The following is a 17,872-nucleotide window of genomic DNA, read 5'->3' as shown; positions in this document are numbered from 1 at the left end:
TCATGGTTTACAGAAAAGCCCCGAAATCTTCCGGCGACGCGCCGGACTCACACGCAAGCTCCAGCGATCACCCCGCTACGTCAGGCAAGGAGCGCCAGTATCGAGGCATCGGGAGCGCGAAAGGGTTCGCCATCGGCGAGACCTACAAATTCGTCAAGGAGACCATCGAGCATGAAATCGCCGAACTCTCTCCGGAGAACATCGAACAGGAGGTCGAGCGCTTCATGACCGCCCTGCGCCGCTCGGAAAAAGAGCTGAAAAAGATCGAACGGGTGACCACCCGCAAGATCGGGCGCTTCTACTCCGACCTTTTCCAGGCGCAGATCATGCTGCTCGAAGATCCGGTGCTGATCGAAACCATCACCCGCCGCATCCGCGCGGAGATCAAGCCCGCGCATCTGGTCATCGAGCAAGAGTTCGACAAGTACCTCGACAACTTCATCAACTCCGACGACATCATCTTCCGCGAACGGGCCGCCGACCTGCACGACATCAAGGAGCGGATCATCCGGAACCTGCACATCCGCAAGCTGCACTCCTGGGTTCCCGAAGGCTCGATCGTGGTTTCACATCACCTCTCGCCGGCAGACATCATTCTCTTCAGTCGGAGCAACATCAAGGGTTTCGCCACCGACACCGGCGGCAAAACCTCGCACATCTCCCTGATCTGCAAATCGCTCAACATCCCAATCGTGGTCGGTCTGGGCAACTTTTCGCAGAAGGCGGTTTCGGGCGAACGCATCATTCTCGACGGCAACGCCGGACTGGTCATCACCAATCCGGAGGAGGCAACCGTCGATACCTATCTCAGAAAGCGGGAAGAGGAGAGCCGGCGCGAGGCCGATGACTCGATCATGGCCCACCGCCACGCCTTCACCCGGTGCGGCGCCAGAATATCGGTCTGCTCGAACATCGATTTCAAGGAGGAGATCGAACATCTCGATTCGATGGGTGCCGAGGGAGTCGGGCTGTTCCGCACCGAGAATCTCTTCCTCGATGACCTCAAGCCACCCAAAGAGGCCGCGCAGCAGGAGTACTACCGGGAGATGGGCGAGATGCTCACGCCGAAGCCGCTGGTCATCCGTCTGTTTGACATCGGTGGCGACAAGCTGATCTACTCGCCGGTCAAGGAGCCGAACCCAAACCTCGGCTGGCGTGGCGTAAGGATTCTGATCGACGTGCCGGAGATTCTCGACACCCAGCTCCAGGCGGTCATCAAGGCCAACATTCACGGCAACATCGACGTGCTGATCCCTATGATTTCGTCGGTTGAGGAGGTCATGCACATCAAGCAGGCGATCGAAAAACATTACAACACGATCAAGACACACGCCCACGAGCCGCTCGAAAAACCGGGCATCGGGGCGATGATCGAGCTTCCGGCGGCGGTCGAACTGATCGACGAAATCAGCCGAATCGTCGATTTCGTCAGCATCGGCACCAACGACCTGACCCAATACACCCTGGCCGTTGACCGCAACAACCTGATTGTGCAGGATCTGTTCGAGAAGTTCCACCCGGCCATTATCCGACAGCTCCACCGCGTCATTACGACGGCGCAGAAAAACCACTGCCGGGTCTCGCTCTGCGGCGACATGGGTTCCGACCCCCTTGCCACGCCATACCTCATCGGATGCGGCCTCCGGGAGTTCAGCATCGTCAGCTCTGATATTCCGGCGCTCAAGGCGATGGTGGGTAAATACACGGTCGAGGAGTGCGAAGCGCTTGCTGCCGAATGCCTCAAACTCTCCAGTGCATCAGCAATCAAAGCCCGCCTCGAAGCGTTCGTCAAGGCGCACTGAACGCGACAAAAAAAGGAGGGCGGACATTCTTGGCCGCCATCGAATAGCAGGTCGGGGGTTCCCGTTTTGCTTTCGAGACAACTTCAATGCCATCATGCATTGGTTATCAATAATCGATAGTCTCCCCGCCAATAAAAAAGCCGCCCGGATAATTTCTGAGCGGCTTTTTGCTGTTCCAGCAGCGGGTCTCTGCCTGGAAGCAGTTACCTGAAATCCTCGATCTTGGAGTTTCGGCGATAAGCGTTCAGATATTCGGAGAGGAATTGCTCCTGCCTGACCTTCATCAGCTGCGGCAGCACCTTCTGCTTCTCGGCGGCAAGATCGATGCCCGGCGCAAGCTGGCGGCTGCTCAACTGCACGAGCGCATATCCGCCGCTGCCCTGAACCGGCTGCGAAAGCGTGTTGAGCTTCATGCCGGCCATCGCCTCCACGAGACGGGGATCGACGCCGTACCCGTCGATATAGTCATCGCGCCAGCGAATCTCCTTCGAGGTGATTTTGTGCAGAGACGAGTCCTTTGCGGCAATGGCATCGAGCGAGCCGCCAGAGCTTTTCGACAAAGCGACAAGCTTGGCTTTCAGCGCCGCGCCCTGTTTCTCCCGAACCAGTTCGTTTTTGATCATCTCCTTGAGCTGGGCATCGAGCTGATGATACCCGGTATCGTTCTTCGACAGCAGCTTTGCGACCACAAACCCCTTGTCGGCATCGAGCACATCGGAAATATCCCCCTCTTTGGCCTTGAACGCGAATCCGGTAATGGCCTCCCCCATGCCCGGCACGGCAAGCAGGCTCTGGCGCGTAAAGTCGCCGGTTTTGCCCACTTCGAGCTTTTGCGCCGTGGCGGCCGCTTCGAATCCCTTGGACTTGGCCTCGGTCTGGAAGGTCATGGCATTCCGCTTGATTGACTCGGAGGTCTGCGTGGACGCCTTGATCTGACGGGCGACCTCCGAGGCGACAATGCGCCGGTTGTCGAACCCTTCTATCTTAATGAGATGCAAACCGAACTGGGTCTGCACCGGCCCGACAATCTGACCGGGACGTCCGGCGAACACCGCCTGGGCAAACTGGGGTACCATGCGATCTTTGGTGAACCAGCCTACGAAACCGCCATTGCGGGCGCTGCCGGGATCCTGCGAATATTTCGCGGCCAGCGAGGCGAATGACGCACCTCCCTTCAGCTCCTCGGAAATCTTTTTGAGCAGCCCCATGACGCGCTGGGCATCAGCCTGGTCCGCAGGATTGATCCGGATCAGGATATGTGACGCGCTGGCTACCGGTTCGCCGGTCGAGACGCTCTTGATCTTGAGCAGGCGGTAATAGCCCTGGTCAGCAACCGGACCAACAATCTGGCTGGGCGCAAGTTTCGGTGAACCGAACACCGCGTTTCCGGCGGCTGGAGAAAAATCGGCTCTTGAAAGAGACTCATTCGCCGAATTCGGTTTATCGCTCTGAATCTTGACAAACTCGCTGTCACTTGCCGCCGAGGCGAACTGCGGAATCAGCCCGTCGATCTCCTTTTTGACCTGAAGGCTGTCCTGCGCGGAGGGGGTCAGCGGGAAGAACACAAATTGAGCGCTGCGCACCGGATCCTCCTTGAACTGCGCCTTGTGAGCCTCGTACCACGACTTGATTTCTTCATCCTTGACCGGAAAGTTGCTTTCAGCACCCGCATAGCTGTACGGGAACGGAATGAACGAACCGGCAAAGGTTGTGAACTGACGCTGAACCACTTCGGTAAGCTCGGGATCGGTGACGACAACCATAGTCCTCAATGCCATAACCAGCTTGTTGACCATGAGTTCACGCTTGACCGCCTCCTGGGCATTGAGCCAGAAATCTTTGGCTTTCGGATCGCTGCGAGCCTGTTCAAGCAACTGGCGGTCGATCTTGCCACTCCTGGGATCGGTGAAGTTCTGGCGGATGATCGCCGGAGGATTGAGGTCACTGTTGACCGCATCGAGCACCTCCTGATCGGTCACCCCAATTCCATATTTCTTGAGCAGCTGTCCGATGAGTGCCTGATCGACAGCGTAATTCCAGGCCTGCTCGCGGAACTTCGCATCAATCCCGGAGGTGATTTCAGCTCCCGGATTGCTTTGCCGGAAACCGGCGACCAGGTTGTTGTAGAGCGCTTCGTATTCCTTCATGGAGATCGACTCGCCATTGACCTTCCCGGCAACGCCCGCTTTGCTGGTCGGGCCGGTGAAGTTCATCCCCCACTCAAAGACGATCAGGGCAAGGAACGCTGCAACAAGGACAAAGAGCACAATATGCGTTTTGTCCCTCAACTTGCTCATTAGTGCCATAACTTGTTTTTTCGGTCTTACTGTTATTCGTTGTTATCTCCCCAACCTTCACGCCCGCAAAGCGGCACAAAGGCGAAGCTGTGAAATATTTCATGTTCGAACCGGTCTCCCCTGCGCCGAATCACGGTCATCTGCTGTGAACCGAGATCGCCCACCGGCACGATCATCACACCACCGTCGGCAAGCTGGTTCATGAGCGTGTGCGGCTCGTGAGGCGCAGCGGCGGTCACGATGATGCCGTCGAACGGCGCTTCCTCCGGCCAGCCGAGCGTTCCATCACCGAGACGCCGTTGAACAGGCAAATCCAGCGCATCGAGCACGCGCCCTGCCCTTTCGTACAATCCGGCGATCCTCTCGATGGTGAATACACGATACCCCAGCGCGTCGAGAATAGCCGCCTGGTAACCCGAACCGGTGCCAATTTCCAGCACCTTGCCGGACGGAACACGCTCGGCGAGCAGCGAGGTCATGTACGCCACCGTGTAGGGTTGCGAGATGGTCTGGCCGAATCCGATAGGCATGGCTCTGTCGCCGTATGCGTAGGGCCTGCTTTCCTCATCGACAAAAAGATGACGCCTGACCATCCGGAACGCTTCAAGAACGCGGGCATTTCTGATGCCGTAAAATTCAAGCTGCGCCACCATCTCCTGGCGCTCCCGCGCCATGTCGCTATCCTGTTGCCTCTTCATCCATCCCGTAACCTGTTCCAATCAGCACGGCATCATGGAATTCGTAGAAGATTCGCTACTATTGCATCTGACAAAAGATAATGCAATTTCGGCCAATGCAGTATACCATTTTCGGGCAGAATTCCCGACAGGGGAGCTACATCTTGCTGATCGAACTCGACCGCAGGATCAAGGTGGCGTTCGGCAAATTTCGCAAAGGGAGGCCGCTCGAACTGCAACCGGGCCACTATCTCTACGTCGGTTCGGCGCTCGGCAGCGCGAAAGGGCGCTCCCCGCTGGCTTCGCGACTGCTCCGCCACGCTTCGAGAAGCGATGGCAGACCGGCGCACGCCATCCGGAGCGCGTTGCTCGATCTTTTCATGTCATGGGGATACCGAGTGCCTGCTGGTCGGGGGATGAAAAAACTGCACTGGCATATCGACTACCTGCTCGACCGTCCCGAAGCTGAAATCAGGCACGTTTTTATCTTTCCGGGAGAAACGAGACTGGAATCGCAACTTGCCGAACTGCTCGCCGCAATGCCTGAAACTTCGCCCATCGCCGACCGCCTCGGCGCGCAGGATGCCACCGCTGGTACGCATCTTTTCAGGATTAACGAGCAGGATGCCTTGTTACCGCGCCTCGAAAAAGCAATGCCGGAACTGATCCGGCAAGGCTGAACGTTTTCACTTCTCCTTTTCGAGCAGCGCTTCGACGAAGCTCTTGCGGTCGAAGAGTTGCAGGTCGTCGATCTTTTCGCCGACCCCGATGTACTTGACCGGCAGGTTCAGTTCGCGGGAGATCGAGAGCACGATGCCGCCTTTTGAAGTGCCATCGAGTTTGGTCATGATAAGGCCGGTGACGTTGACGAACCTCGTGAACTCGCGGGCCTGCTGCACGGCGTTCTGGCCGGTGGTGCCGTCGAGCACAAGCAGGACTTCGTGCGGCGCTTCGGGAATCTTTTTCTTTGCGACGCGCATGATCTTGGCCAGCTCCTCCATCAGGTGGCTCTTGTTATGCAAGCGCCCCGCCGTATCGACCAGCACCACATCGGTGCCTTTGGAGACCGCCGAGCTGACCGAGTCGAACACCACCGAGGCGGGATCGGCTCCCTGCCCCTGGCCGATGATCGGCACTCCGGCGCGGTCGGCCCAGATCTTGAGCTGCTCGTAGGCGGCAGCGCGGAAGGTATCGGCGGCGGCGATCACCACCTTTTTGCCCGCCTTGTCGTAGTTGTGGGCGAGCTTGGCCACGCTGGTGGTCTTGCCTGCGCCGTTGACGCCGACGATCATGATCACGTAGGGCCTGGCCGGGAGTGGTGCGTCGAAATCGACCGGATGTTCGTGGCCCGATTCGACAAGCAGGTTGCGAATCTCACCCATCACCATCTCGTTCAGCTCCTCCTCCGAACGGTAGGTTTTGCCTTTGGAGCGCTCGGTGACCGCATCGACAATGTCGAGCGTGGTCTCGACGCCCACGTCGGCAGCAACGAGAATGTTTTCGAGCTTTTCGAGGAACTCGTCGTCCACCTCGGTCTTGCCCTTGGAAACAAACGCCAGCTTGTCGCGAAGCGTATCGCGGGTTTTGGTAAGCCCCTCCTTGAGGCGCGACAGCCCTAACTTGTCAAAAAAGCCCATGGAAAATGAGAAATTGGCTATGTTACCGGTCGAAGAACCCGGATCGGATTACGGGTAGAAATTAATGTACGCAAATATATGTCATATAAACCTATTTCCGAGATCGGCGAATTCGGCCTCATCGACCGGCTTGCAAAGATTACCGCCCCCTCCACGAACCAGAGACCGGAACTCGTCGAGGGCATCGGCGACGACTGCGCGGTGTGGCAGCTCGGCGAGTCTGAGGTGCAGGTGGTCACGACCGACCTGCTCGCCGAGCATGTCCACTTCGACCTCTTGACCACGCCTTTGCACCACCTCGGCAGCAAGGTGATCAGCGTCAACGTCTCGGACATCTGCGCCATGAACGCCATGCCGGACTACGCGCTCGTCTCGATCGCCGTACCGCCGAAAATGCCGGTCGAGATGGTCGAGGAGCTGTACAAAGGCATCAACCACGCCGCCGAAGTGTACGGCCTCGTCATCGCGGGCGGCGACACCTCGTCGTCGCCGTCGGGCCTCTTTATCTCGGTTTCAATGACCGGAACGACAACGCTGGAACTGCTCACGTTGCGCAAGGGCGCATCGCCGGGTGACCTCGCCTGCGTTACCGGCACGCTTGGCGGTTCGACCGCCGGACTGCACCTGTTGCAGCGAGAAAAGGCGACGATGATCGAGCAGATGCGCAACAACGAACCCTACAACAAGGAGGTAATGGCCGAGTTGCAGGAGTACGCCGAAGCGATCCGCAGCCACCTGCTGCCCGAAGCGCGCATCGACATCATCGACTTTTTCAGCGAGAAGGGCATTGTACCAACCGCCATGATCGACATTTCAGACGGCCTCGCCGCTGACCTCGCTCACCTCTGCCGCCGCTCCGGCGTGGGTGCGAAGATCGACGAGAGCAAGCTGCCGGTACTGCCCGAAGCGCGCGCCGTGGCCGAAGAGTTCCAGCAGGACGTCTTCGACTGGGCGCTCACCGGCGGCGAAGACTACCAGCTCCTCTTCACCGTGCCGAAATCGCAGTACGACCTCGTCACCTCGCACCGCGAAATCACCGTCATCGGCGAAATCACCGAAAAGGAAGAGGGCATGATGCTGACCGACATCTTCGGCATGACCATCGACATGGCCGACATGAAACGGGGATTCGATCACTTCGCGGAGTGAGGACGAGAGGGCAAGCATAGATCATTTGCCATCCCGTAGGGGTAGACCTGCGTGTCTGCCCTCCCCGGAAACCCGACAAATCAGAAATTTCCCAACTTGTGTAATCACCGTGAAAAGAGTAAATTAGCCGACCTCACAGTACAAAGGTTGCCGAAGTGGCGGAACTGGTAGACGCCCGGGACTTAAAATCCCGTGTTCAGCAATGGACGTGCGGGTTCGATTCCCGCCTTCGGCACCAACTCTCTCTCACTCCCCAAAAAAGGGCTTCAGCTTCATCCCCGCGATAAACACGGCAAACAGCACGGCTGCGAGCAAGGCCGTCGCCGCGCCGAACCAGAAGGCCGCCGCTGGCGAAACCTTGTCCCACAACACTCCGGCAATCAGGCTCGACGGCAGCGCCGCGAATCCGACGGCTCCGGCATAGAGGCCAAATGCCGTGCCTTTGAGGCCTTCCGGTATGAGCGTGGCGAGAAACGCCTTCTGGATCCCCTCGGTCAGCCCCATAAAGACGCCGTACAGCGCGAACAAAACCCACACGGCAAGCGGACTTCCCGCCACGGCAAACCCCGAGTACAAGACGGCGAACAGCACGAATCCAACGAGCATGAGCCGCTTGCGGCCATACCGATCGGCGGCGATTCCGGCAGGAATGGCCGTGATGGAATAGACGAGGTTGAAGAGCAGATAGACGGCGGGAATCATCGCCGCCAGAACGCCGAGCTGCCCGGCCCGGAGGATCAGAAACGCATCGCTCGAATTGCCCAGCGCAAAGACCGCGACGATCACGATGAAAAACCACGCCCGCCGGTCGAGCTTCCCGCTGCCGGTTGCCCGCGGAGTTTCGGCGTCAACCTTGACCGGAGCTTCCCATTTCTCCCTGATGAAAAAATGATGATAAGCACGGCGAGCACGCCCGGCAAAATTGAGAGCCAGAAAGCTGACGGGTAACTGCTGTGGTACATCTGAAGGCCGATAAAAGCGATGGCCGGGCCGACAACCGCGCCCATCGTGTCCATCGAGCGGTGGAAACTGAAGGCGCGGCCAAGCCATGCCGGCTCGGTGGAATCCGCGATAATAGCGTCACGCGGGGCGGTGCGGACGCCCTTGCCGAAGCGGTCAACCAGACGCGCGGCCAGCACCTGATGCCAACCACCAGCCAGCGCCATCAGCGGACGGCTCAGCGTCGAGACCGAATAGCCCGCCAGCATCAGCCGCTTGCGCTTGCCGAGCCGGTCGGAGTACCAGCCGGAGAACACCTTGACGAGGCTCGCCATCGACTCGGCGCTCCCCTCGATGAGACCGATCATCGACTTGTTCACCCCCAGCACGCTGGCCAGAAAAAGCGGCACCAACGGGTAGATCATCTCCGAACTGACGTCCATGCAGAAGCTGACTAGCCCGGCAAAAAAGACGTTGCCGCTCAACCCGAAAAAGCGCCTCTCCTGCTTCATCTCCGTCCGTTTTAGGTTTGACGATCACCGCGCCCGTTAATTGCTCCCAGAACAAGAAACCGGAAACGCCACCGCAGAAAGAGATTGGGCTAAAGCCCTGCTTTATTTTGCGTTATCCATAAACCCCGGACTGAAGTCCGGGGCAATTGTTCAGCGTTTCAATCACCAGAGTAATAACCTCTTTAAACACCGGAACAACCGCCACAAATCCATCAGCGGCTCATTCAGGATGCGACTACCACGGCACGCCGCTGTTCCGCCCGGTGGTTGAGCGTGATCGCCACCACCATGAGCGCGAGAATCACCAGCGAGGAGCTGATGCGGTCGAGCGCAAGGCCGCCGTGCGCGAGCGGCTTGGTGAGCGTGTCGCCGAGCGTTGCGCCGAGCGGGCGGGTCAGCACGTAGGCCGCCCAGAAGAGGATGTTGGGCGAGATGCTCGTCTTGTAATACGCGATGGCCACCGCGACAATCAGCACGCCGAAGAGCAACGCGCCAAGCTGGAAGCCGAGGCCCAGGTCGTCAGCCACGAAATCGCCGAGCGCCGTGCCGAGCGTGTTGGAAACCAGAATGGTCAGCCAGTAAAAAAGCTCGTCGCGCCGGTCGGCAATTCCCTCGAACTCGATCCTGCCCATCACCCTTTGCCAGATAAACAGCACCAGCAGTACGCCGAGAAACAGCACAATCGAGGAGCGAATGTAGCCCAGCGCGAGCGTGCGGTCGAGGTAGTCCGACATGGTGGTGCCAACGGTCGTCGTGGCGGCCACCACCGCCCAGTACCTCGCCGGATGGTAGCCTTCGGAAAAGACCTGAAAGAGCAGCGCCACCGCGAAAAAGACGAGAAAGATCAGGCTCCCCTCGGCGTACCCGAGCTTCATCGACATGGTGACCGCATCCCCGCCGGTCTCGCCGAGCGTGGTGGCGAGAATCTTGATCCCCCAGAACATCAGCGTCACCTGCGGCACCTTGCTCAACGCCTGGGCAGCGCCATCATCTTTATTCATAATGTTTTGCAGCATTGCTTGTTCCCTCCTCTGTCGATTGGATCATTCGCTTCATGGATCAGGATACGAAACGAGAATTAGCGCAGAGTTAGGAACGGCATTTCGTCACCGCAAAATCGCCCCCTAATTCCTGCCTAATCTTCGCCTGCTACTTTTCCTGCAATAGTCTGTAAAACCATCGGTTACGACTGACAAAAATTTACCCGGCCTGCCGAACTTCAGATACCGTCACCATGATCTCCATTTTATGCCTGCACCTTTCGCCGCACCGCCCGAGCTACCGTTACCGGATGGGGCAGTTCTTGCCTCACTGGCATCACTACGAAATCCATGTCGATACCCTCTGCGTATCTGGAAAAGAGGCGTTGAAAAACACCGCCAAGGCGCTGGCTGTTTGCGGGAATTACGATTACATATGGATCCAGCGCAAGGTTTTTCCACCACCCTTCCTCTGGCTGCTCTCCCGCAAAGCGAAAGTGATTTTCGATTTCGACGATGCCATCCATGTCAAGCAGGTCATGCTGACCGGAAACCAGAAACCCGAAAGCCTGTTGAAGCGCCAATGGATCGCCCGCACGCTGAAAAGCTCTTCCATTGTGCTGGCAGGCAGCGATGCGCTCAAGGATCATGCAGAGCGCTACAACAGCAACGTGCATCTGGTGCCGACGCCGTTTGAAGCGCCGCCGCAAAAATTCAACGGCCGCAAAAAGAAAAAACCGTCACCGTCGGCTGGATCGGCGTCAACGCCAACCTCTATTTCCTCAAACAGATCGATGAAACGCTCGGCCTGCTCGCGGAGAAGCATCCGTGGGTGCGGTTTTCGCTGATGAGCGGAAAAATGCCGAGTGGAATGAAAACGCCGTGGGAACTGACGCCGTGGTCGTCAGAAAGCGAAAAGCAGTGGCTCGCCCGGATCGACATCGGCATCATGCCGTTGACCGACGACGAGTGGTGCCGGGGAAAGTGCGCCTTCAAGCTGATTCAGTACATGGCCCACAGCAAACCGGTGGTCGCCTCGAACGTCGGCGCGAACAGATCGACGATCACCAACGGAGTCAACGGTTTTCTGGCAGAGAGCGCGGAGGAGTGGCTCGATGCGCTCGAACAGCTCGTGCTCGATGAGGAGCTGAGAAAACGGATGGGCGCGGAGAGCCGGAGAATCCATCTCGAACGGTTCGAGCGGGCGGAGGTTCAACGCAAGATAGCCAGCCTGATAACGGAGCACCACCGTTCGGCAAACGCCGGATGATCAGCACACCGGCGATCAGCGACGCACGCCGTGCCGCTCTTTCAGGAAAGACTTTGCCTCTTGACTGCTGTCATTGCGAGGCATTCCGACTTGTCGGTACACGACACCGCACACGGACAATGAACAATGCACTCCTGCGCGATAACAGATAATGTAAGACTTGTTTTTTCTGTCATTCTGAGGAGGCTTGCCGACGAAGAATCCAGTTTTTTCGAGTAGTCCTGAGGCGTTTCGACTGGATTCTTCACTGCGTTCAGAATGACAGAAAACCTAAAAGCAAAGCAACGTTACAGCAAATTCATGCATGTTCATGGAAAGGAACGAAGTGACGCGACAATCCATCTCGTACCGAAAATCCGCATGGATTGCTTCTCCCGACAAGTCGGGATCGCAATGACGGGCGTTATTAATCCGGCCATAATAAATCGCAATCTTCCCAAAAAGAAGAAATTGGGCTAAAGCCCTGATTTATTTTGTGTTATCAATAAATCCCGGACTGAAGTCCGGGGCAATTGTTTGACAATTTTTATGGCCGGATTAACAGTGGTTAAAGCTCGACAGGCTGGATGGAGTGAAACTCCCGCTTCCGGCGCTCACCCGCGTTCACGACCTCGCTGACGGTAGCGGAACACCGTGCCGTGGCCATCGGGGCCGGGCAGCACGCGGAGGTCGCCGCCGAGCGAGCGGGCTGCTTCGCGCGCGATGGTCAGGCCGAGGCCGCTGCCGGGCTGTCCGGAGCCGGGTGAGCGGTAAAAGGCGTCGAACACCCGCTCCCGCTCACTCTCCGGAATGCCGGGGCCATTATCGATCACCTCCGCTACCCCATCGCCGTTTTCGACGGCAAGCCTGACCGTCACCGTGCCGCCCTTTTGCGTATAGTTCAGGGCGTTTTCAAGCCCGTTTTTCAGAATCAGCGTGAAGCTTTCCGGATTGCCGTCGAGCAGCATCGCGCCCGGTTCGTCGAGTCCGAGATCGATGCCGCGAGCCTCGGCCAGCGGCAGGTATTCGGCGATCAGCTCGCGGACGAGCGCCGGGAGATCGACCGGGGCCGCGCCGGAGGGGTGCGCCTGCACCCGCGCCAGATCGAGAAGCTGCGCGGTGAGCTGGCGGGCGCGCTCGATGCCCGACTGGAGCGGCGCGAGCCGGGCGCGCATCTCGTCGGCGCTTGACGCCTGCCGCAGGTTCTCCGCCTGAAGCGAGAGCGCCGTCAGCGGGCTGCGCAGCTCGTGGGCGGCGTCGGCGATGAAGCGCCGCTGCTGGCCGAGCAACAGGGCAATGCGTCCGAGCAGCCGGTTGATCGCCTCCACGAACGGCATGATCTCTTCCGGAAGATCACGCTCCGGCAGCGGAACCGGCTGGCCGGGCTGCTGCTGGTCGAGCAGATGTGAAAGCGTAGTGAGCGGTTTGAGGCCGGAACGAACAATGAGCATGACCAGAAGAGCCATGACCGGCAGCAGCAACAGGCCTGGCACAAGCGTGCGCAAGGCGCTGTTGAGCGCGAGTTCATCGCGGGTATCGGTCGGCTGCGCGACCGCCGTCATCGCGGACGGCCCGTGGACGATGAACACCCGCACCAGCTCGCCCTCCTGCCGGAGCGTGTGAAAGCCGGGAGCGAGATGTCCGGCAAGCCAGCCCGGCGCGGATCGGTCAGTGAAATGAAAAATCGCGATTCTGGACTCGGAATCGCTCAGGGTGACGGGAGCCGAAGCGTCCGGCCCGGCGGTATCCCACTCGCCGCGAGACTGAAGCACCGCGATCTGGAAAAGCATGTCGTCCTGAAACTCCTTGGCCTCTCGGTAGGAAAAATAGAACGATGCCGCCGCCGCGACCAGCGCCGCCAGCACGATCGTCCCGGCCAGCATCACCGTCAGCCGCCGTTGCAAGGAGGGCGTCACGGCTGTTTTTCGACCATCCATCCCGCGCCCCGTATGTTTTTGATGCTCGTCGCGCCGAGCTTGCGGCGGAGCTGGTGGATCAGGTAATCGATGGCGTTGCTCTCGACCTCCTCATCCCAGCCATAGACCCGCTCTTCGAGCGCCGAGCGGCTCAGGATCCGGCCCGGCTGGAGCAACAGCGCGTGCAGCACCGCGAACTCGCGCGAACTGAGCACAGCCCGCTTTTCGCCGCAAAATGCCGTGTGGGTGGCGGGATCGAGCTTGATCTGGCCGTTGCCGATCAGCCCTGAAGCCTGCCCGCCCTGTCGGCGGATCACCGCCCGGAGCCGCGCCAGCAGTTCGTCGAGGTCGAACGGCTTGACAAGGTAATCGTCCGCCCCCAAATCCAGCCCCGCGATGCGCTCGCTGAGGCCGTCACGCGCGGTGATGATGATAACGGGAATCGAACTCCCGCCCTGGCGGAGCGCCGCGAGCACCTCCAGACCGCCGCGCCCCGGAAGCCCGAGGTCGAGCAGCACGGCCTGATGCTCGCCATACCGAAGCGCCTCGGCAGCCTCGTCGCCACGGCGAACCCAGTCAACCGCGTATGCCGCATCTTTCAACGCCACGCAAACCGCTTCACCGATCATGGCATCATCTTCAACAAGCAACACTCGCATAACTTCTCGTTTTTTCATCAACCGTTGCGGCTCGAAAGCCAAGGAGTTCGGATAAACAGAAATAACTGAAACAGGCTCGGACATCGGCCCGGGAAAGAGGAAAACTCCCCCACCTCCGAACCTCAGCCCGCGCATCTGTTTCAGCACACCACAACACAACACTCAGAAGAAAGAACAGGTCGCCCGAAATGAGCGTTCCATCAGCCGGTTAACCATGGCGACATCCAGGCGTTCATAAAACCCTTTACCGGGATAGCGCAACCGCTCTGGCAGAAATGGCAAACGGATCTGTTGACCCTTAATCTTCTGCATCATGGGCATCGTCACGATCCGCCTTGTCCACATTTGCCGCGAGTATCCGGCCATTGTCCTTGTCAACCCGAACATCCAGCACCTTCGCGCCATCGACCACCTCGACATCGTAAACCGGCTGGCCGTTATGCTTTTCAAGCTCGGCGCGAACCGCACGTCCCCGCGTAAACTTCTCGGCGGCATTGACGGCCTGCGACAGGCTGATTGCTGGCTTTTGCAGTGTCAGCGCATCATTCCCGGATTCCGCCGCATAAGCCGACTGCGCGAACATGCCGCCAAACACCCCGGCCGAAAGCATAACGCCAACGGCCACATAACCATAACGTTTCATAATCATCACTCCTTGTTTGATTCAATTATCAACGCGATCATCCGCGTCAGGAGTAATGGTACGAAGGGAGAGTTAGGGGGGAATTAGGTGGGAGGGTGGGCGGAGGGATATTGATTTGGACGACCTCTGATTTTCCAAAAAGGTTGCCGAAGTGGCGGAACGGGTAGCCCGGGACTTGAAATCCCGTGTTCAGCAATGAACGTGCGGGTTCGATTCCCGCCTTCGGCACCAAACTTCTTTCAGCGCATCATCTACCCTACCTCTGCTCGAAAACGCCATCCATCGTTTCTACTTTAGAAAAAACCGCCCGCTCGAGCCAAGCTATCAGGATATATGACTTTGGGTAGATCAAACAAAGGAGCTACACAGAATATCGAGTTCATGATAATAAACAACGTCCCCAATCAACGTCACGAACCTATGGATTATTGAACGTATGAATCGATAATGTTCCATCTCGCTTTAGGATTCCAAATTCCAACGCTGCGGGGCGGAAGGAGTCGTCGTTGTACAGCGGTCGGTTAAAGCAGAATGTTCCTGGATAGCGCCGGCAGTAACGCTCCATCGATGTAAACAGCTTGCCTTCCTCCGAGCAACCTCGATTTACCTCTCGATTCTGAGCAAATATATTTACATCAAGGCTGCCGCCAAGGCTATGAGCGATGAAATGTCCTTTATCGTCTGTTATCCGAAGATGTCCCTTTGAAGGTTGACCCCAACCACGTTGACGCGAGGCGCTACGCCTAGCTGGCGTGGGATCAGACCAACCCCATACAGCAACGACTCGATCTTCGATTGGATAGTCAGCTCTCGGATGCAGGGATTCGATCTCTGAGAAGTGGTCGATGGCGTACTCGAAATTGCCTAAAGGAAAACGCCACAAGTTCGTCGGGCGTGATGTCGACATGCGATACGCATGTGCCCATTCGTCCGGCAAGCATGCCTTTAAATGCGCGGCGATGGTACCAACATCCGAGGATGGTACCATCGCGAGGATGCCTTGGTAGTCAATATTGTAGCCCCTCACGACCTTGACGCACAAAATTAATTAGAATGCGCAGATTCTTGATTTTCAGCCCATATAATGGGATGCCATATTCAAATTCAATAAGCCAATGTTTTCTCGGCAATATTACCAATAATCTGCCATCTCGCTTCGATGGTGTCCGCCGACAAATCAGCGCCGCACTCCCATTCGATGAAGTATCCTCCATTGCTCACCTTCATAAACTCGTCATGGTCTCGAAGATCGTCAAACGCTTCATATTCCAGATAAGGCGCAACATCGAAAAGGCCAACACGGCCATCTTCCGCGACAATCGACAACACCCAATCCGGTTGTGGATGAACTTCTGCAATTCTCATTGGTCAAGCCCCTTTATTGGAAATGGTTTCTTACCATTTACAGCCAGATTCCAGTCTGCCAGCAAATCATCATGATGAATTTCGATCCACGCGACAACCAGCTTGTGCTTGCTTGGCGGCAACTCACCAGCCAGAAGTGTACCGTCAAGAATCGAGTACACGGCCACTTGCCCCTGATAATCAGCATGGATGTGTGGCAGATGATGTTTCTCGATGTCACGAAAGAACATCCGGATAAGAATCCCGTAAAACATTGAAATCGTTGGCATTCTACCCTTTACTTTGGATTGTTCATGCTACGACGAGCCGCCTTTCGATTCGGAAAAAAGAAGCTGGCGATTTCAGAAATCTAAACAACATTCGCAGTTCGTCAAAAATGCGGGCCATCCGACCAGCCTCCCCGCCATTTTTTCATCCCCCCCAATCCCCACCCCAACCGTTGCAATCCGCCCGCGCTCTCCCTACCTTAAAAAATGGCCACCAGACACCCGGCCATGAGAGCTGTCACCGCTCTCTTTCTCTTACTTCTAAGCACAACACGCATGAGTACAGAGCCTACCAAAATCCTCCTCGGCGAGGATGAAATGCCCCGTCAATGGTACAACATCCAGGCCGACCTTGCCTCGCCCATGCCGCCGCCGGTGGGGCTGGATGGCAAGCCGATCGGGCCGGACGCGCTGGCCAAGGTGTTTCCGATGAACCTGATCGAGCAGGAGGTAAGCACCGAACGCTGGATCGATATTCCAGAGGAGATTCTCGGCATCCTCAAACTGTGGCGGCCTTCGCCGCTCTATCGCGCGCGGCGGCTCGAAGCGGCGCTCGGCACTCCGGCCAAAATCTACTACAAGAACGAAGGGGTTTCGCCCGCCGGAAGCCACAAGCCCAACACGGCCATCGCGCAGGCGTGGTACAACCGGGAGTTCGGCATCAAGTACCTCACCACCGAAACCGGCGCGGGGCAGTGGGGCAGCGCGCTGGCGATGAGCTGCAAGCTGATCGGCATCGAGTGCAAGGTGTTCATGGTGCGCATCAGCTTTGACCAGAAGCCGTTCCGCAAGATCATGATGAAAACCTGGGGCGCGGAGTGCATCCCCAGCCCGAGCCCGCTGACGGCCATCGGGCGCAAGATTCTCGAAGAGGATCCCGACACGCCGGGCAGCCTCGGCATCGCCATCAGCGAGGCCATCGAACAGGCGGTCGAGCGCGACGACACCCGCTACGCTCTCGGCAGCGTGCTGAACCACGTCATGCTGCACCAGACCATCATCGGCCTGGAGGCGCGGAAGCAGTTCGAAAAGATCGGCCGCTACCCGGATATCGTCATCGGCTGCGCGGGCGGCGGCTCCAACTTTGCGGGCATCAGCTTCCCGTTCCTGTACGACAAGATTCACGGCAAGGAGGTCAAGGTGATCGCCACCGAGCCTGAAGCCTGCCCGACGCTGACCCGCGCGCCCTATACCTATGATTCGGGCGACGTGGCGATGATGACGCCGCTACTGCCGATGCACAGCCTCGGCCACACCTTCATCCCACCAGCCATCCATGCGGGCGGTCTGCGCTATCACGGCATGGCCCCACTGGTGAGCCACACCAAGCAGCTCGGCCTGATCGAAGCCACCGCGCTGCCGCAAACCGAGTGCTACGAAGCAGCCCTGCTCTTCGCCCACACCGAAGGATTCATCCCCGCTCCGGAGACCTCGCACGCCATTGCGCAGACTATCCGCGAGGCCAAACAAGCCAAAGAGGAGAGCAAGGAGAAAGTAATTCTGATGAACTGGTCGGGCCACGGTTTGATGGACTTGCAGGGCTACGACGCCTACATGTCGGGCAAAATCAGCGACTACGCGCTGCCGGAGGAGATGCTGCAACAATCGCTGGCCGCCTCGCTGGAGGGACTTCCGAAAGTGCCGGACTGCTGATCGGGAGCCTGGCTCCCCGATTCGAAAAGCACGGGAAGAAATCGCAGATCACACGCAAACCTTTTGCCAACCGCCAACCGGTAAAAAAAGCCGCCTCGAATGGGCGGGCCTTTTGCATATTTCTGGCT

The 17,872-nt window shown here is 58.1% G+C and carries 18 protein-coding genes and 2 tRNA genes; 8 read left to right on the top strand and 12 right to left on the bottom strand.

Annotated elements, in window-relative coordinates; all coding sequences use genetic code 11:
* Nucleotides 1-2: 2 nt before the first annotated feature.
* Complete coding sequence (gene ptsP / locus NY406_RS00735; protein WP_260534681.1) at nucleotides 3-1,802, top strand: phosphoenolpyruvate--protein phosphotransferase; 1,800 nt, start codon at nucleotides 3-5, stop codon at nucleotides 1,800-1,802.
* 203 nt (nucleotides 1,803-2,005) lie between these two features.
* Here the strand turns inward: ptsP and NY406_RS00730 are convergent, their stop codons facing one another.
* Both NY406_RS00730 and NY406_RS00725 read right to left on the bottom strand, forming a co-directional pair.
* A complete protein-coding gene (locus NY406_RS00730) occupies nucleotides 2,006-4,099 on the bottom strand; it encodes a peptidylprolyl isomerase (RefSeq protein WP_317618658.1) in 2,094 nt (697 codons plus the stop codon).
* A 32-nt stretch (nucleotides 4,100-4,131) separates the two neighbouring features.
* A complete protein-coding gene (locus tag NY406_RS00725) occupies nucleotides 4,132-4,797 on the bottom strand; it encodes a protein-L-isoaspartate(D-aspartate) O-methyltransferase (protein ID WP_260534678.1) in 666 nt (221 codons plus the stop codon).
* A 95-nt stretch (nucleotides 4,798-4,892) separates the two neighbouring features.
* Here NY406_RS00725 and NY406_RS00720 point away from each other — a divergent pair, with 95 nt between their 5' ends.
* A complete protein-coding gene (locus NY406_RS00720) occupies nucleotides 4,893-5,456 on the top strand; it encodes a GIY-YIG nuclease family protein (RefSeq protein WP_260534677.1) in 564 nt (187 codons plus the stop codon).
* A gap of 6 nt (nucleotides 5,457-5,462) precedes the next feature.
* Here the strand turns inward: NY406_RS00720 and ftsY are convergent, their stop codons facing one another.
* Nucleotides 5,463-6,413, bottom strand: coding sequence for a signal recognition particle-docking protein FtsY (ftsY, locus tag NY406_RS00715; RefSeq protein ID WP_260534675.1), 951 nt, complete (start codon nucleotides 6,411-6,413; stop codon nucleotides 5,463-5,465).
* A 78-nt stretch (nucleotides 6,414-6,491) separates the two neighbouring features.
* Here ftsY and thiL point away from each other — a divergent pair, with 78 nt between their 5' ends.
* Together thiL and NY406_RS00705 are read left to right on the top strand one after the other, a co-directional pair.
* The gene (gene thiL / locus NY406_RS00710) at nucleotides 6,492-7,562 is read left to right on the top strand and encodes a thiamine-phosphate kinase (protein ID WP_260534673.1); all 1,071 of its coding nucleotides are present in this window, start codon (nucleotides 6,492-6,494) and stop codon (nucleotides 7,560-7,562) included.
* A gap of 149 nt (nucleotides 7,563-7,711) precedes the next feature.
* Nucleotides 7,712-7,800, top strand: a tRNA-Leu gene (locus tag NY406_RS00705).
* 8 nt (nucleotides 7,801-7,808) lie between these two features.
* On the opposite strand, the gene NY406_RS00700 is transcribed toward NY406_RS00705, so the two are convergent.
* From NY406_RS00700 to NY406_RS00690, 3 genes are all read right to left on the bottom strand, one after another.
* Entirely contained in the window at nucleotides 7,809-8,348 is a 540-nt protein-coding gene (locus NY406_RS00700; protein WP_260534671.1) for an MFS transporter, read from the bottom strand.
* Nucleotides 8,345-9,013 carry an MFS transporter gene (locus tag NY406_RS00695; protein ID WP_260534669.1) on the bottom strand — a complete coding sequence of 223 codons (669 nt, stop codon included), beginning with the start codon at nucleotides 9,011-9,013 and terminating at the stop codon, nucleotides 8,345-8,347. Before NY406_RS00695 ends, NY406_RS00700 begins: the two co-directional genes overlap by 4 nt.
* Before the next feature lie 224 nt (nucleotides 9,014-9,237).
* Nucleotides 9,238-10,014 carry a hypothetical protein gene (locus NY406_RS00690; RefSeq protein ID WP_260534667.1) on the bottom strand — a complete coding sequence of 259 codons (777 nt, stop codon included), beginning with the start codon at nucleotides 10,012-10,014 and terminating at the stop codon, nucleotides 9,238-9,240.
* A 233-nt stretch (nucleotides 10,015-10,247) separates the two neighbouring features.
* Between NY406_RS00690 and NY406_RS00685 the strand changes: the two genes are divergently transcribed.
* Together NY406_RS00685 and NY406_RS00680 are read left to right on the top strand one after the other, a co-directional pair.
* A complete protein-coding gene (locus tag NY406_RS00685; RefSeq protein ID WP_260534665.1) occupies nucleotides 10,248-10,841 on the top strand; it encodes a hypothetical protein in 594 nt (197 codons plus the stop codon).
* A gap of 23 nt (nucleotides 10,842-10,864) precedes the next feature.
* Nucleotides 10,865-11,263 carry a glycosyltransferase gene (locus NY406_RS00680; protein ID WP_260534663.1) on the top strand — a complete coding sequence of 133 codons (399 nt, stop codon included), beginning with the start codon at nucleotides 10,865-10,867 and terminating at the stop codon, nucleotides 11,261-11,263.
* A gap of 593 nt (nucleotides 11,264-11,856) precedes the next feature.
* Here NY406_RS00680 and NY406_RS00675 read toward each other — a convergent pair.
* The 4 genes from NY406_RS00675 to NY406_RS00660 form a co-directional block, all read right to left on the bottom strand.
* Nucleotides 11,857-13,179, bottom strand: coding sequence for a sensor histidine kinase (locus NY406_RS00675; RefSeq protein WP_260534661.1), 1,323 nt, complete (start codon nucleotides 13,177-13,179; stop codon nucleotides 11,857-11,859).
* Nucleotides 13,155-13,817 carry a response regulator transcription factor gene (locus NY406_RS00670; protein ID WP_260633713.1) on the bottom strand — a complete coding sequence of 221 codons (663 nt, stop codon included), beginning with the start codon at nucleotides 13,815-13,817 and terminating at the stop codon, nucleotides 13,155-13,157. The genes NY406_RS00675 and NY406_RS00670 overlap by 25 nt, the downstream gene beginning before the upstream one ends.
* Before the next feature lie 162 nt (nucleotides 13,818-13,979).
* Complete coding sequence (locus NY406_RS00665; protein ID WP_260534659.1) at nucleotides 13,980-14,132, bottom strand: hypothetical protein; 153 nt, start codon at nucleotides 14,130-14,132, stop codon at nucleotides 13,980-13,982.
* The gene (locus NY406_RS00660) at nucleotides 14,116-14,460 is read right to left on the bottom strand and encodes a PepSY domain-containing protein (RefSeq protein ID WP_260534657.1); all 345 of its coding nucleotides are present in this window, start codon (nucleotides 14,458-14,460) and stop codon (nucleotides 14,116-14,118) included. Before NY406_RS00660 ends, NY406_RS00665 begins: the two co-directional genes overlap by 17 nt.
* A 145-nt stretch (nucleotides 14,461-14,605) precedes the next feature.
* On the opposite strand from NY406_RS00660, the gene NY406_RS00655 reads away from it, so the two are divergent.
* A tRNA-Ser gene (locus NY406_RS00655) sits at nucleotides 14,606-14,691 on the top strand.
* Nucleotides 14,692-15,564: 873 nt separating this feature from the next.
* Here NY406_RS00655 and NY406_RS00650 read toward each other — a convergent pair.
* Together NY406_RS00650 and NY406_RS00645 are read right to left on the bottom strand one after the other, a co-directional pair.
* Nucleotides 15,565-15,825 carry a DUF2442 domain-containing protein gene (locus NY406_RS00650; RefSeq protein WP_260534656.1) on the bottom strand — a complete coding sequence of 87 codons (261 nt, stop codon included), beginning with the start codon at nucleotides 15,823-15,825 and terminating at the stop codon, nucleotides 15,565-15,567.
* Nucleotides 15,822-16,094: a DUF4160 domain-containing protein gene (locus NY406_RS00645; protein WP_260534654.1), complete on the bottom strand. Its 273-nt coding sequence runs from the start codon at nucleotides 16,092-16,094 to the stop codon at nucleotides 15,822-15,824. Before NY406_RS00645 ends, NY406_RS00650 begins: the two co-directional genes overlap by 4 nt.
* A 273-nt stretch (nucleotides 16,095-16,367) precedes the next feature.
* Between NY406_RS00645 and NY406_RS00640 the strand changes: the two genes are divergently transcribed.
* Nucleotides 16,368-17,744 carry a TrpB-like pyridoxal phosphate-dependent enzyme gene (locus NY406_RS00640; RefSeq protein ID WP_260534652.1) on the top strand — a complete coding sequence of 459 codons (1,377 nt, stop codon included), beginning with the start codon at nucleotides 16,368-16,370 and terminating at the stop codon, nucleotides 17,742-17,744.
* Nucleotides 17,745-17,872 lie beyond the last annotated feature (128 nt).

Origin of the sequence: Chlorobaculum sp. MV4-Y, assembly GCF_025244685.1 — a bacterium.
Classification (GTDB): domain Bacteria; phylum Bacteroidota; class Chlorobiia; order Chlorobiales; family Chlorobiaceae; genus Chlorobaculum.
This window is presented reverse-complemented; position numbering and strand designations above follow the sequence as displayed.